Origin of the sequence: Hymenobacter psychrotolerans DSM 18569, from assembly GCF_900142395.1 — a bacterium.
GTDB lineage: Bacteria > Bacteroidota > Bacteroidia > Cytophagales > Hymenobacteraceae > Hymenobacter > Hymenobacter psychrotolerans.
On record NZ_FRAS01000018.1, the window covers coordinates 62,461 to 76,167 of the forward strand.

Sequence of the window (13,707 nt, forward strand, 5' to 3'; positions counted from 1 at the left end):
ATTGGCGGGGAAGTGCTATTGTCTGTAGGTAGTTGTGGAGCCTGCTACTGCCTAGGGTTTAGAGCGGCATCCGGCGGCCCCCAGCTATCAATGCCCGGCCGCCAGCGGTAGTAAGAGCGGCCATCATAGGTGAAAGCACACACGCAGTCCGCCTTCACCGGCCAGCCCGGAAACAGCTGCTGATACATAGCTACCTGTTCATTCAGCGAGTGAAATGGAATCGGGTGGTGCCCATGCCACCGCACTAGCACGTTCACGAGTGGGTCGTGCAAGGGCGGGCGCCAGCCGTCATAGATGTACTCCGCCAGCAGATGATACCGAAATCCAATGCCTACCAGCCGCTCGGTCATGTAGGATCGGGGCAGCACGTTTGCCAGTGCTAAGAACCGGTCGTGCTGGTTTGGTGGCACCTGCCGAACTGCCTGGACCACCTGCTGATACTGCCATTCGCCCCACGCCACCACCGGCAAGGCTGTCAACATGCCCGCCGCTACCACTGCCCGCGCACCCGGCAGCGGGCTTCGCCGCGCTCTATGTACTATCTGGGCGGCAAAAAACACGGGCACCCAGGCGAGCAGCGGGACAAGCAGAAACCCGGTCACCAGACTAAGAATGTAGCTGCTTAGCCCAAGGAACCAGCTGCAATAAGCGCACACCAGTAGGCCCACGCCTTGCAGAAATAGCGCTGGGTAGCGCAACAGGGGCACTGGTTTCCGTAGCCAAGGCCAGCCAAGGAAAGCGCCGAGAAACCCCACTAACACCGCCGTTGCCCACGTCACGGGTTGACAAAACACCTGCAGCAACAGCAGGTTGGCTAGGTATGCCACTACGGCTAGCCCAATATTCACCCAACGAAGCTTCTGGCTCAGCCAGTGGTATAGCCATTTTATCATACTGAATCCTAACGCACTACTCCAATCGGACTATATATGGCCACAAAAAAGCCCGAAGCAAGTGAGCTTCGGGCTTTCGTCTCAGGAAGTGAAATGCTTAAAACTCCTCGTCCAGCGAGAAGGCATTTTCGGTCCGCTCGCTCATCACGCCGGCCTTCTGGTATTCGGCCACGCGCTTCTCGAAGAAGTTGGTTTTGCCCTGCAGCGAAATCATCTCCATGAAGTCGAAGGGGTTGGTGGCGTTGTAGATGGGGCTATAGCCCAGGCTCACCAGCAGGCGGTCGGCCACAAACTCAATGTACTGGCTCATGGTTTTGGCGTTCATGCCGATGAGGTTCACGGGCAGCGCATCGGTCACAAACTCCTGCTCAATCTGCACCGCGTCCTTGATGATGTCGTGCACGCGGCTCTCGGGCAGCTTATTTTGCAGGTGCTTTTCGTAGAGCAGGCAGGCGAAGTCGCAGTGCAGGCCTTCGTCGCGGGAAATCAGCTCGTTGGAGAACGTCAGGCCGGGCATCAGGCCGCGTTTCTTCAGCCAGAAGATGCTGCAGAACGAGCCTGAGAAGAAGATGCCTTCCACGGCGGCAAAAGCAATCAGGCGCTCCGTGAAGTTCTCGGAGTTGATCCACTTGATGGCCCACTCGCCCTTTTTCTTCACGCACGGCACGGTTTCCAGCGCGTTGAAGAGGCGGTCCTTCTCCTTGGGGTCTTTGATGTAGGTGTCAATCAGCAGGGAATAGGTTTCGGAGTGGATGTTTTCCATCATCACCTGGAAACCGTAGAAGCAGCGGGCCTCAGCCATCTGCACTTCCTGCATGAAGTTCACGGCCAGATTCTCGTTCACGATGCCGTCGGAGGCCGCGAAGAACGCCAGCACGTGGCTGATGAAGTGCCGCTCCCCATCATTCAGGCTTTCCCAGTCTTTCTGGTCCTGCGACAGGTCTATTTCCTCAGCGGTCCAGAACGAGGCCTCGGCCTTCTTGTACATCTGCCACACATCGTTGTGCTGGATGGGAAAGAGGACGAAGCGGTTAGGGTTTTCGGTGAGCAAGGGTTCCATAAGCAAAGACGTAACGGGTGAATAATGCGGCAAAACCAGCGGATTGGCAGAGGCAATCCGGCGGCTGACAACCCCACCGCGCACCGGTTTGTTCAGGTGGGCAGGCCGGCACAGCTGCGGGGTGGAGCACCAAATATAACCCCCTCTGATGGGATGCCTGGTGAGGCAAACCCGTTTTTTCTCTGTTAATTTTTGAGTATAGCCTGTTCTCCCGGGAGTAGTGGTCTTTCCCAAAAACACCCAAAAAAGATAGTGAAAAGCCCGATTTTGGAAAAGTTATCCACAAATCATCTGTGGACAATCAATGTTTTCCACAAAAAAGCTATTCGCGTACCCGCTGGCGTGTTCTTCTTATATCCCTGCCCAGAGGCTCAGAAGGCCTGTGTAATGATGTTTAGTGAGTTAGGGTTTGGATATATGAAATGATCCTTCTACTTTTGCCTTCCATTTTTCAGAAACCGCGAAGACGCCGATGTACGCAATTGTCAACATAGCTGGGAAGCAGACGAAAGTCGAAGCCAATAAATTTGTATACGCCCACCGCTTGGCTGGCAATGTCGGCGACACGGTGGAGCTGGGTAAAGCACTGCTCACGGATAGCGACGGCACCATCACCATTGGTTCGCCGCTGCTGGACGTAGCCGTTACGGGCACCATCCTGGCGCACGTAAAGGGCGACAAAGTTCTGGTGTTCAAGAAGAAGCGCCGCAAGGGCTACAAGAAGCTGAACGGCCACCGTCAGCAGTTCACCAAAGTAATGATCAACAGCATCGGGTAATTGAGTTGCCTGTTTTGTGTTGCCAGTTGCCAGTCTGTTTAGGATTCGGCTACAACGTTCTGGCAACCGGCAACTGATAACTCTCAACTTAACAATACCATGGCACACAAGAAAGGCGTAGGTAGCTCCAACAACGGCCGCGAATCGGAATCCAAGCGTTTGGGCGTTAAAATCTTCGGCGGGCAGAGCATCATTGCCGGCAACATCATCGTGCGTCAGCGCGGCACCAAGCACCACCCCGGCCAGAACGTGGGTATCGGCAAGGACCACACGCTGTTCGCTATGGTAGACGGCACGGTGCAGTTCCGCAAGGGCCGCAAAGACCGTTCGTTCGTATCGGTAGTAACTGCCGGTGCCGAAGTAGCTGAAGTAGCTGCTGCCGAGTAGTTTCTGACTGCTCTCGTTCTACAAAAAGGGACGCCTCTCGCGGGGCGTCCCTTTTTGCGTTGCGGCTTTGTCAGGTCAGGGCGTAGAGCACTGGTTTGCTGGGACTGGCATCCAGCTCCAGACTCGTGACCTGCAGGTTGAGCAGGTACAGGCCGTCTTCTACTTCGTCGGGCACAAAGATGAGCTCCGTGATGGTGGCGTGTTGGCGGGTAGCGTGCGGGTACTGCCAGAACGCATGGTGCGCCAGCAACTGTCCGGCATCTTCTTCCCGATCTACGCTGGGCAGGTCGAGGAGCAGGTGCTCAATATGATGCTCGGCCAGATAGTGCGCCAGTGCGGGCTCCAGGTACGTGGGGTTGGTGCCGGAGTACTGCCGGGTGCGCTTGGCTTTGTGGTTGGGTATGGTGCGCAGGATGATGGCCTCAGGACGCACAGCAGCATCGGGGCCGCCTTCCAGCTCGCGCCGAAAATCTTCCAGCAGCACTACTTCGTCGCCATCGGCTTGCCGGCGGGGCTGCACCGATACCAGCCGCGCTACAAACAGGAAGCGGCGCAGGCTGCGGTTGAGCGTCGCCTGCGGGTCGGGCGAGATGTGGCCGTAGCATTCGGTATGGGTGCCGTTGCCGTGGGGCGTGAGGTGCACGCGCTTGTAGTTGGTGCTGCCGCCCTCGGCCACGCTGCCGACAAAGCTGCCCACCCGAATCACATCAAACTGCACCGGCTCGGCCCAGAAGCAGTTCACCTGGTTTTCGCCGGGCGCCAGCGGCAGCGAAATATCCAGCGGTGCGGCCGGGTTGAAGGAAAACGTGCGGCCGTGGTGCGGGTAGGTGGCGAGCATTGGTTGTTAGTTGGTGATGACGTGATGACGTGGGCCGTAATGAGGTGACAGGGGACGACCGGAAGGTGAAGAAGCAAAATAGGGTTTCGTGAGCATCACGTCACTTTTCACCTCATCCCAATTCACCTCATCACCATTCCTTCATTGCTTCATCACCTCAGTTTCTTCAACTGCCAGCCGATTGAGGATGTCGGCAATTTCCTGGGCGTGGCTGATGATCATGAAGTGGCCACCGCCCCGAATAAGGTAGTCGACGGGCGTGGGGCCGGGCGGAAATACTCGGTCGTGGGTGCCCAGAATCTGGATGCCGCGGCCCACGTTGGTGCTGTCCCAGTGCAGCAGGCGGTGAATGGCCCAGCGGGTGTAGCGCGGCTCCATGTCGCGCAGAATCTCCTTGAACAGCGGATATTCTTTCTCCTTGACCCCGAAATACCACTGCCCGGCCCGCGGAAACAGCTTCAGCCACTGCGGCGGAAACAGCCGGTACGCTCGGCTCCCTCGAATCAGGCGTAGTAGCGGCGGCAGGCAGCTGGCATCGGGCACGCTGCTCACCAGTATGGCGCGGGCCAGCGGCCGGATCCGGCAGATTTCCAGCGCCACCACCCCGCCAAACGACACGCCCACCAGCAGGCAGGGCTGCGCCGTCGGAATGGCCTCGGCCATGCGGGCCACGTACTGGGGCAGGGTTTCGTCGGGGGCGGGCGTAAGCCAGTGCAGCACCTGGGCCGGGCCGTGCAGCAGCGGCAGAATGTTGCGGAACACCCGCTCATCGGCGCCCAGCCCGGGAATAAGATAGAACATACTGTGTGACAAGGGTAGTGCGCTGCTGGCTAAGCAGCGTTACTTACGGCTCCACGCGCAGAAACACGCCTTCCAGATAGAAGATGTTGTGGGGCATGCCGGCCTCAAATTCCTCCGCGTCTTCTGTTTCCGGGTCTACGTTGATGTCGAAGGTTTCCTCCGCCTCGTCCTCTTCCTCACCTTCCTCGAAAGGCCCATCGGCGGGGTAGGTGCAGGAGAGTTTCAGCGCTACGTTGGGCAGCGGCACGGGGGGCTCCGTTTCCGAGGTGTATTCCAGCAGGCAGGGCCACTCCGTGACGGTGGCCAGCGCCTCGGCTACGTCTTCCTGCAGCTTGCCGGCCCGGTCGGCAGCCAGACGAAGCAGCAAATCGAGCTGCTGAAACTGCAGGCCCAGGTGGAAGAAGTGCGGCTCCTGGTCGAAGTGCGTGGTGCCCCAGATGGTCACGTCATCCGAATTATCGAACACAATGGCAGTTATCTGCACCTGCTCGATGAAAAAGTCTGTGTCGTCGGCCAGGGCATCAATCAGTCTTCTCATAATCGAAGATTACGCGGATTTTTCAGATTCTGCCGCGCCGCACCACCTAAAATGCCACGTACGCCGCCGCGCCGGCTCAAACTGCCAGAGAGCAAGCGCGGTAAGAAAGTAAGAAATTTACCCGTACTGCCGACTAGCCGGCACCGCATCTAGTCGGCACTCTGGAACAGCGTCAGCGTGATGTGGTCGGCCAGCAGCTTGCCTTTGTCGGTGAGGCGCAGCACGTTATCCGGGCTGAGGCTGGCAAGGCCGGTGTCCTGCAGCTCACGCAGATAAGCGGCTTGCTGCGCGAGCAAGTCTACGCCCAGTGTGTCGCGCAGGTGGCGCAGGTCGGTGCCGGAAGCGGTGCGCAGGCTGGTCATCAGGTACTCGTTGGCGCGGTCCAGGGGCGTGAGGTGCTCCACGGTGGCCGGCACTTCGCCCCGCTCCAGCACCGCCGCCACGTACTGCGGATTGTTGGCTACGGTGTATTGCCGGCTGCTGCCATCGAAGGAGTGCGCGCTGGGCCCGAGGCCCAGATACGGCACGCCGCGCCAGTACGCCGAGTTATGCCTCGACTCGCGGCCGGGCCGGCAGAAGTTGCTGATTTCGTATTGCTGATAGCCGTGGCGGGCCATTTCCAGCAGCAGCATCTCGAACTGCTGCGCCACAAAATCGTCGGGCGGGGGCCGAAACGTGCCTTTCTGCTGGCGGCGGCCAAACACGGTGTCGGGCTCCACGGTGAGGGCGTAGCAAGACAGGTGCGGCACGCCCAGCGCAAAAGCCGTGGCCATATCCTGCTCCCAAATGGCGTGGCTGTCTGCCGGCACGCCGTAAATCAGATCCACCGAAATATTCCCGAAGCCCGCGTCCTGCGCCAGCCGTACCGCCGCCGTGGACTCCTGCGCCGAATGCGCCCGGTTCATCAGGCGCAGGTGCGGCTCGTGGAAGCTCTGCAGCCCGATGCTAAGCCGGTTGATGGGCGAAGCCGCCAGCTCGCGTACTTTCTCGGCCGTGAGGTCGTCGGGGTTGGCTTCGAGCGTGACTTCTGCATCGGGCGCCACCCGAAAGTGCCCGTGAATGGCCTCGAAAATCTGGTCCAGCTCAGCCGCTGTGAGCAACGACGGAGTGCCCCCGCCGAAATAGATGGTTTCCAGCGTGGCCTGCGGGCCTAGGTAATCGGCACGCAATGCCAGCTCCTGCGTCAGAGCTTCCACCAGCCGGCTTTTCAGGGCCATACTGGTGCTGAAGTGGAAGTCGCAGTAGTGGCAGGCCTGCTTGCAGAAAGGGATATGGAGGTAGAGTCCGGGCATGGAAGGGGGCGCGGGGGCGCGGCCGTACGCAGTAGCATCCGGAGCGGTAGTGCCTGCCGGTTTTGCCCCGCTCGCAGGAGCGGAAGTACATTCGGGAAATTAAATGCGCGTTTTCGCGTTTGTGTTCCCAAATGTACGGCCGCCTCTTCGGTTTCTGGGTGTTGTGGTGCTGGCTGCTGATGGGCAGCTCCGGCAGCGCGTGGGCGCAAACCACGCCCCTCAACCTGAATCTGCCGCCGGTCCAGGCACCGCTGCCCTCGGACACAGCCCGCGCCCTGCGGCCCGACAGCACGCAACGCGCCACCCGCCCCGATTCGGTCCGGCCAGCCCGGCCAGTCCGCGCGGCACTGCCCGTACGGCGGCCCCGCGTGCTGGTGTTCGATACTGAAGCCGCCGACCGCTCCGTGCTGCGCCGCTACCGTACCCGGGTCGTGGTGCCTGATTCGCTGACGGCCCTGCGGGAAGTGCGCGAGCTGGTGCTGGCCCTGCAAAGCCAGAGCTACCTCACCGCTTCCGCCGACGATATCCGCTGGCGGCGCGACACGGTGCGGGTGCGGCTCTACATCGGGGAACAGTTTCGGTGGGCGCGGCTGCGCAACGGCAACCTCGGCGACGGACTGCTGACCCGGGCCGGCTACCGCGAAAAGCTGTACCGGGAGCAGGCGTTTCAGCCGCAGGAGTGGAGCCGGCTGCAGCAGCGGGTTCTTACGGAGGCCGAAAACCAGGGCTTCCCCTTCGCTACCGTTCGCCTCGACTCGGTGCAGCTGCGCGGCTCCGATATTGAGGGCCGGGTGCTGCTGGAACGGGGCCCGGCCATCGTCTTCGACTCGCTGCAGATTGTGGGCAATACCAAGACCAAGAAACGGTTCCTGACCAAGTATCTGCAGATTTTCCCCAACCAGCCCTTCAGCCAGCAGCGCATCGACGAAGCTGCCCGCCGCCTGCGCCAGCTGCCGTATCTGCAGCTCAAGGCTGAGCCCGAAGTCCGCTTCGCCAAAGGCCGGGCCCGGGTATACCTGCTGCTCGAAGACCGTACCGCCAACCAGTTCGATGCCATTGTGGGCGTGCTGCCCAACCCTACGCCCATCCTCGGCCAGAAGCGCGTGCAGCTTACCGGCGACGTAACTATTGCGCTGCGCAACATCAAGGGCGGGGGCAAAGGGCTGGGGCTGCAGTGGCGTAAGGTAGATGCCAACTCCCAGCAGCTGGACGCGCAGTATAGCCACCCCACGCTTTTTGGGACGCCGCTGGAGCTGGGCGGCACCTTCAACCTCTACCGCCAGACCGACCCCGTCAACGCCTTCCAGACGCTGCGGCCGCGCCTGCAGGTCACGTATCCGACGGCGCGGGCCGGGCGCATCGGCTTCTTCACGGAGTGGCGCAGCTCCCGCCTGCTGTTCGTCGATAGCCTCGCCACGGCCCTGCCGCCCAACATCGACACCCGCTTCACCTCCTACGGCCTCGACTATACCTGGACCACGCTCGACGACCCGTACTTCCCAAGGACCGGCGTGCTGGCCGGCGGGCAGGCGGCGGTGGGCAGCAAAATCATCAGCAAAAACGCTCAACTCAAAGAAGAGCTCTATTCCAGCCTGCCGCTGCGCACTACTCAGGTCAGCGTGAGCACGCGGCTGGAACGCTACAACCGTATCGGGCGGGGCGGGGTGCTGCTGGTCCGGGTGCGGGGCGAAGCGCTGTTCAACCGCCGCCTGTTTCTAAATGACATGTTTCGGGTAGGCGGGCTGGCCACGCTGCGCGGCTTCAACGAGCTGAATTTCTACGCCAGCCAGTACGCCATCGGCACGCTGGAATACCGGCAGTTCACCGGGCCCGATGCCTACGTCTTCGCCTTCGCCGACCAGGGCTACCTCCGCCTCGATATCGAAACGGCTTCGGATGAAAATACGCCTACCGGCCTGGGAGTGGGCCTGAGCTTCCGCACTGGGGCCGGGCAGTTCCAGTTCGTGTACGCCCTTGGCCGCGACCAGCAGCAAAAGCTGGCGTTGGGCGCCGGCAAAATCCACTTTGGCATTACCAGCCGCTTCTAGGCGCGAAAGAACGATGAATTTTTCCGGCTGATAGTCAGCGTGCAAGCAACAAACGCAGGCCTATTGTAACCTTTGATAGTGTTTCCCCGAAAAACACTCTTACATTTGCATTACCAAACAGTGCGGGGTGGAGCAGTTGGTAGCTCGTTGGGCTCATAACCCAAAGGTCACTGGTTCGAGTCCAGTCCCCGCTACCTCAGACGACCCGGTTGCCCTTCGGCAGCCGGGTCGTTCTTTTTCAGGTGGGTCTGCCCGGCGTTATCCGGAGCTCCTAACAGAACGGGCCGGCCTACACGATGTAGGCCGGCCCGTTCTGTTAGGAGCAAATAGGCTTAGTTTAGCCACACCGTCAGGATGACTTCGAAGCGGTGCGGAGCAAAGGCGTTATAAAAAGGGGCTTCGCCCTGAAAGCCGAGTACATGGATCAGGCCCATGCCTTCGGTGCGGGAATCCACCACGCGCACAGGGTACAAACCGCCCTCTTCGGGCCAGTCACCTACGTGGTTATAAGGGCGTTGGCTGGCGTCGACGCAACGGGCGTAGTCCACAAAGGGAGCGTGGCGGGTGGCTTCGGCCAGGGTCAGGTTGTCTACTTCGTATGCCATAAGTTCTCTTACAAAAAGCGGAGAAGTTTGATTCATTAAGGAGCTTGAAACCAGCTCAACGGTTGCATTCGGCCGGGAAGACGGTCCGTGCCAAGTTGTTTCACCAAACGTGGAGCCGCCGGGCCCTATAGTCGGAACTGCAAGCTGAATTTCACCCCAAAGTTACGAGCCCCCGGCGAGTTACGATAGGTGAGGCGGTGAAGGAAGTCAACGCGGGCTACCCGGAAAATATTTTCCACTCCGTAGCCGACCTCCGCATAGGGCAGGCGGCCCAGCGGCTGGAAGCGGGGCAGCGGTTGGCCGCTCTCGGGGTCTAGTTGAGGGATGATGGCATCGTTGGCGCTGGCTACGGCCCCGTAGAGCACGTTGCCGGTGGCTACCAGGCGCCAGTTGAGCTGCTTCAGGGCCGGAATGGAGTTGAGCAGGAAGCCTTCGAAGTGATGGTCGAGGCGCAACGCTACGTACCGGTCGCTCACAAATTCGAAGTAGCGCATCAGGTTGTAGGCCCCGGCGTTGAAAAACGGCGACTGGTTGCCCAGGTGGGCTTTCAGAACCAGATACGGGACCGTGCTGGGAATGTAGCCGGCATCAAGCGTGTAGTTGGAGCGGCCCAGCTGGCCCAGGCGCACGCTCTGCGCCACAAGCAGATTGAGCTTGTGGTAGCGGAAGTCGCCGCCCAGAAACCGGTTGAGGCCCAGCGTGTAGCGAAGGGTCGTGACGGGCAGGCGCTTCACGCCCACCGACTGCCGGCGGTTCTGATTTTCGTTCTGCACCAGCACTTCGTCGGGCGCGTACCGCGACTCCAGCACGATTTCCGACAGGCCGAACCGGCTTTCGGTTGGGGCGCCCACGCGTGGCTCTTCGGTGTAGTACGCAAAGCGGTAGAGCGGGCGGAACTGCTGGTGCCGGAACGTCACCTTCTGCGTGAACCCCCGGAACAAATCCGACTGCAACGACACCGACGACAGGTCGCGCAACAGCGGGCGGCCCCGGTCGATGTTGCCGAGCCGGGCCGAGGCCTCAAACAGCGGGTTTTCGAGGGCATAGTCGTTGTCGAGTAGGGCTACCTGGTCCAAGTCGTGGCGGTATTCCAGGCCCAGGGTGGTCCAGGTGCGGCGCTCCAGCACGTGGGTAGCGCGGGCGCCGTACTTGAAGCGGCCGTCGCGGGTGCCGTAGGCCAGGTAGGCCCGCAGCGTCCAGTCGCGGCTGATTTCGGGTGTGGTGCGGAAGCCAATGCGGGGCCGCAGCCCTTCGATGTTGTTGTAGCCGATGGTAGCCAGCACGGGCCCCACATCAAACTTGCCCACCCGGTAGTAGCCGTTCACCACGATATCCGCCACTTCCAGCAAAGAGCGCACGGCCGGTAGCTTCCGCACCGAGTCCAGCACCATGAGCGTACGCTGCTCCTGCACCGACAGCGAATCGGGACGGTGCTGGTCGAAGAAGTTGGCCGGCAGCTTGGGGGCATTGGTCACGGTTTCCAGCGGCCGGTCGTAGAAAGCCAGCGGGTGCTGCTTCTGCACTTCAAAAGCCGAGTTGACGGTAACGAAGCGCGCTACTACGCCGGTGCTCTGCTTGGTAGGCCGGATGCCGACCACCACGCGGGTGCGTAGCGGCAGCCAGGGCCCGGCGGCCGTTGGAGTCAGCTCCTGCCACACCCGAATCTGGTCGATGAAGTTGATATTGACTTCGGGGCTGATGTGCACGTCGATGCGGCGCAGGGCGTAGGTGTCGGCCGTAATCCAGATGGTGCCGGTAAAGGCCAGATCCTGCGGCCGGCGCGGCGCTACGGCCAGCTGGTAGCAGTAGTCGCCGCCGATGAAAAGCGAGTCCTGCAGCTCGTATTCGTAGGAGAACTTCCAGCCGTCGGCAATCGGCGACACGAAGTCCTTGCCCATGATCTGCTGCCAGTTGCGGTAGAAGTCCCAGTCCTGAAACGACGAGCCCGTCACCTGCGACACCACCGAGCCTTCGCGCGGGGCCATGCCGCGCATCTGGGTGTGCCGAATTTCCTCGCGCCGCCGCACCGGCTGGCGCAGGAAGTAGTAGCGGGAAAGCATTTCGGAAGCGAAAATGGGCACCACCGGCTTGCCGTCGGCGCCGCGTTCCAGGCCCATGCTGTCGGCTACGGCGGTCATCTGGCGCAGCACTTTGCGGCGGCTCACCTCCTCAGGCAGGTTGTTGAGGCTGATTTCGGTACGGTTGTACGAGTCGAATTCGAAGGCCTCCAGCCGCAGCTTGTTGTTGCGGTCTTTGTGCTGCTGCACGCGGCGCATAATCACGTAAGCCGGATTCTCGCGGGGCCGCACCACCACCTCGCCCAGCGAAACCGCGCCGGCTCCCAGCGCAAAGTCCAGGGTCTGGCGGGCATCCTGGCGTTTCAGCGGCTTGCGTACCGGCGCAAAACCCATGGCCGAGGCCACCAGCGTATCGGCAGGGGCAGTGCTGAGTTGGTAGCGGCCGTTTTCGTCGGCGGTGGCGCCGGTAGTAGTGCCGGGCACGAATACTGAGGCAAATGGAACGGGCTTGCCAGTAGCGGCCTCCGTAATGCGGCCCGTCACGAGTAGCTGCTGCGCCCAGCCAGCCGGCGCAGCCAGCAAAACCAGCGCGAAGAGGGTAAAATAGAAGGTGCGCGGGTATAGTAGACGCAAGGGAAATAGGCCAATAGAATAAGTACGCAGCGGGCAGACTTGGCGTAAGATACAGAATTGGGGTGCGCGGTTGTAAGAAATTCTGAGTCGCTGGCGAAATTTTTACGGGCTGCCTTATACAGTGGCTTGGGATGGTGGCAGTGAGTTTTCTGCGGCGCAGCTATGCCTCAGAAGTTCCTTAGAGCAAGTCTGCCAGATACAGAAAAACCCGTTCCAGCTGGCGCCGGAACGGGTTTTCAGGAAAGCAGAGCGGGTTTCGCCGCCTAGTTGTTCTGATAATCGACGGGCTCTTTCATGTCCACGCCCTGCTCCTGCAAAGAAGGGTAGTCGATGTAGCCTTTGTCGCCGGGCACGTAGAACGTGGCGGGGTCGGGGGTGTTGAGGGCCGCGCCGATGCGGAACCGCTCCACCAGGTCGGGGTTGGCGATGAACGGCACACCGAAGGCAATAACGTCGGCTTCGTTGTTGGCCAGCGCCTGCTCGGCGGTTTCCTGCGTATAGCCGCCGTTCAGAATAAAGGTGCCGTTGAAGATTTTGCGCAGATGCGCCGCTACGGCCGGTGCCTGCGGCTGAGCCATGGGGTGGCCGGGCAGGGCCTCAATGACGTGCAGATAAGCCAGCTTGAACTTGTTGAGTTGCTCGGTTACGTAGCTGAAGGTTTTCACCAGATCAGAATCCTGGATGCTGGCGCTGCCCTGGGGCGACAGGCGGATACCGACCCGGTCGGCGCCCAGCTCATCTACCACAGCCTGCACCACTTCCAGCACGAAGCGGCTGCGGTTTTCCAGGCTGCCGCCGTACTCGTCGGTGCGCTGGTTGGAGCCGTCCTGAATGAACTGGTCGAGCAGGTAGCCGTTGGCGCCGTGGATTTCGGCGCCATCGAAGCCGGCCAGCTTGGCGTTGCGGGCCGCCTGGCGGAACTGGTCTACAACGCCCGGAATTTCGCTCAATTCCAGCGCGCGGGGCGTCGGCACGTCCTCAAAACCCTGGCCGGTGAAGGCCTTGGCGCCTTCGGGCTTGATGGCCGAGGGGCCTACCGGCAGCTCGCCCTTGTGGAAGAACGGGTGCGACACACGGCCTACGTGCCACAGCTGCACGAAAATGCGGCCACCAGCGGCGTGCACGGCATCCGTCACTTTCTTCCAGCCGGCTACCTGCTCTTCGGTATAGATGCCGGGTGTGTTGATGTAGCCCACACCCTGCGGCGACACCTGCGAGCCTTCCGTGATGATAAGGCCCGCCGACGCGCGCTGCACGTAGTATTTCACCACCGAATCGGTGGGGGCGGTGGCTTCGTTGGTGGCGCGGCTCCGCGTCATGGGAGCCATGGCGAAGCGGTTGGGCAAAGTAATGGCGCCCACTTGCACGGGCGTAAACAGGTTGGTGGTCTGGCTCATGATAAAGACAACATGTAGGAAACAGCTATGTGCTGTTTCGGCATGTAGCAACCGGTGTTGCTACATGAATGTTTTGCCAGTGTCCGGATGATGTTCCCTCAGAGCCAATCCAGCTTCTGTCGTGGGCCGGCAGGGAGAAGGAAACAGCGGATTGTAGCATCGCCACCATGCACCGGCGATTATATAGGAGGGGGCGGATCGTGTAGCCGCGCTGGCAGGTAGATGGCGCCGCCGCTTTGGTTGTCTGAGTTGCTTTCCCGTGCCCTGGCTAGTATCTTCGCAGAGTTACTTATCCAGAAAGACCGAGGGATTGGGCCCGACGACGTCTTAGCAACCTGAAATAAAACAAGGTGCTAATTCCCTTTTCAAACCGTTTTGGCGGTCTGGAAGAAGATAAGAACAGGACGCGCTTCCCGCAC

The 13,707-nt window shown here is 60.8% G+C and carries 12 protein-coding genes, 1 tRNA gene and 1 riboswitch; of the genes, 4 read left to right on the plus strand and 9 right to left on the minus strand.

Going from position 1 to position 13,707, the window contains the following annotated elements; translation table 11 throughout:
- Positions 1–44: 44 nt before the first annotated feature.
- Entirely contained in the window at positions 45–482 is a 438-nt protein-coding gene (locus BUE15_RS21670) for a hypothetical protein (protein WP_139252337.1), read from the minus strand.
- Between the two features lie 508 nt (positions 483–990).
- Entirely contained in the window at positions 991–1,953 is a 963-nt protein-coding gene (locus BUE15_RS15635) for a ribonucleoside-diphosphate reductase small subunit (RefSeq protein WP_073287150.1), read from the minus strand.
- 472 nt (positions 1,954–2,425) lie between these two features.
- On the opposite strand from BUE15_RS15635, the gene rplU reads away from it, so the two are divergent.
- Positions 2,426–2,731 carry a 50S ribosomal protein L21 gene (gene rplU, locus BUE15_RS15640; RefSeq protein WP_073287153.1) on the plus strand — a complete coding sequence of 102 codons (306 nt, stop codon included), beginning with the start codon at positions 2,426–2,428 and terminating at the stop codon, positions 2,729–2,731.
- 99 nt (positions 2,732–2,830) lie between these two features.
- Positions 2,831–3,118 carry a 50S ribosomal protein L27 gene (gene rpmA, locus BUE15_RS15645; RefSeq protein WP_073287156.1) on the plus strand — a complete coding sequence of 96 codons (288 nt, stop codon included), beginning with the start codon at positions 2,831–2,833 and terminating at the stop codon, positions 3,116–3,118.
- A 70-nt stretch (positions 3,119–3,188) separates the two neighbouring features.
- On the opposite strand, the gene BUE15_RS15650 is transcribed toward rpmA, so the two are convergent.
- From BUE15_RS15650 to hemW, 4 genes are all read right to left on the minus strand, one after another.
- Entirely contained in the window at positions 3,189–3,956 is a 768-nt protein-coding gene (locus BUE15_RS15650) for a cyclase family protein (protein ID WP_073287158.1), read from the minus strand.
- A gap of 141 nt (positions 3,957–4,097) precedes the next feature.
- On the minus strand, positions 4,098–4,757 hold the full coding sequence (locus BUE15_RS15655) for an alpha/beta fold hydrolase (RefSeq protein WP_073287161.1): 660 nt from the start codon (positions 4,755–4,757) through the stop codon (positions 4,098–4,100).
- A gap of 43 nt (positions 4,758–4,800) precedes the next feature.
- The gene (locus BUE15_RS15660; protein ID WP_073287164.1) at positions 4,801–5,295 is read right to left on the minus strand and encodes a hypothetical protein; all 495 of its coding nucleotides are present in this window, start codon (positions 5,293–5,295) and stop codon (positions 4,801–4,803) included.
- 149 nt (positions 5,296–5,444) lie between these two features.
- The gene (gene hemW, locus BUE15_RS15665; RefSeq protein ID WP_073287166.1) at positions 5,445–6,587 is read right to left on the minus strand and encodes a radical SAM family heme chaperone HemW; all 1,143 of its coding nucleotides are present in this window, start codon (positions 6,585–6,587) and stop codon (positions 5,445–5,447) included.
- 131 nt (positions 6,588–6,718) lie between these two features.
- Here hemW and BUE15_RS15670 point away from each other — a divergent pair, with 131 nt between their 5' ends.
- Both BUE15_RS15670 and BUE15_RS15675 read left to right on the plus strand, forming a co-directional pair.
- Positions 6,719–8,635: a BamA/TamA family outer membrane protein gene (locus BUE15_RS15670; RefSeq protein ID WP_084549105.1), complete on the plus strand. Its 1,917-nt coding sequence runs from the start codon at positions 6,719–6,721 to the stop codon at positions 8,633–8,635.
- Positions 8,636–8,756: 121 nt separating this feature from the next.
- Positions 8,757–8,829 (plus strand) — tRNA-Met (locus BUE15_RS15675).
- A 138-nt stretch (positions 8,830–8,967) separates the two neighbouring features.
- On the opposite strand, the gene BUE15_RS15680 is transcribed toward BUE15_RS15675, so the two are convergent.
- The 3 genes from BUE15_RS15680 to BUE15_RS15690 form a co-directional block, all read right to left on the minus strand.
- Positions 8,968–9,240: a hypothetical protein gene (locus BUE15_RS15680; RefSeq protein WP_073287169.1), complete on the minus strand. Its 273-nt coding sequence runs from the start codon at positions 9,238–9,240 to the stop codon at positions 8,968–8,970.
- A gap of 125 nt (positions 9,241–9,365) precedes the next feature.
- The gene (locus BUE15_RS15685) at positions 9,366–11,891 is read right to left on the minus strand and encodes a DUF5686 and carboxypeptidase-like regulatory domain-containing protein (RefSeq protein WP_084549106.1); all 2,526 of its coding nucleotides are present in this window, start codon (positions 11,889–11,891) and stop codon (positions 9,366–9,368) included.
- 263 nt (positions 11,892–12,154) lie between these two features.
- On the minus strand, positions 12,155–13,288 hold the full coding sequence (locus tag BUE15_RS15690; RefSeq protein WP_073287171.1) for an alkene reductase: 1,134 nt from the start codon (positions 13,286–13,288) through the stop codon (positions 12,155–12,157).
- 286 nt (positions 13,289–13,574) lie between these two features.
- Positions 13,575–13,688, plus strand: a riboswitch (SAM riboswitch).
- Positions 13,689–13,707 lie beyond the last annotated feature (19 nt).

What these genes read in the sequence shown, in the direction of transcription:
- BUE15_RS21670 (WP_139252337.1), bottom strand. Translation starts at nt 482, where the DNA reads ATGTTGACAGCCTTGCCGGTGGTGGCGTGGGGCGAATGGCAGTATCAG.
- BUE15_RS15635 (WP_073287150.1), bottom strand. Translation starts at nt 1,953, where the DNA reads ATGGAACCCTTGCTCACCGAAAACCCTAACCGCTTCGTCCTCTTTCCC.
- rplU (WP_073287153.1), top strand. Translation starts at nt 2,426, where the DNA reads ATGTACGCAATTGTCAACATAGCTGGGAAGCAGACGAAAGTCGAAGCC.
- rpmA (WP_073287156.1), top strand. Translation starts at nt 2,831, where the DNA reads ATGGCACACAAGAAAGGCGTAGGTAGCTCCAACAACGGCCGCGAATCG.
- BUE15_RS15650 (WP_073287158.1), bottom strand. Translation starts at nt 3,956, where the DNA reads ATGCTCGCCACCTACCCGCACCACGGCCGCACGTTTTCCTTCAACCCG.
- BUE15_RS15655 (WP_073287161.1), bottom strand. Translation starts at nt 4,757, where the DNA reads ATGTTCTATCTTATTCCCGGGCTGGGCGCCGATGAGCGGGTGTTCCGC.
- BUE15_RS15660 (WP_073287164.1), bottom strand. Translation starts at nt 5,295, where the DNA reads ATGAGAAGACTGATTGATGCCCTGGCCGACGACACAGACTTTTTCATC.
- hemW (WP_073287166.1), bottom strand. Translation starts at nt 6,587, where the DNA reads ATGCCCGGACTCTACCTCCATATCCCTTTCTGCAAGCAGGCCTGCCAC.
- BUE15_RS15670 (WP_084549105.1), top strand. Translation starts at nt 6,719, where the DNA reads ATGTACGGCCGCCTCTTCGGTTTCTGGGTGTTGTGGTGCTGGCTGCTG.
- BUE15_RS15680 (WP_073287169.1), bottom strand. Translation starts at nt 9,240, where the DNA reads ATGGCATACGAAGTAGACAACCTGACCCTGGCCGAAGCCACCCGCCAC.
- BUE15_RS15690 (WP_073287171.1), bottom strand. Translation starts at nt 13,288, where the DNA reads ATGAGCCAGACCACCAACCTGTTTACGCCCGTGCAAGTGGGCGCCATT.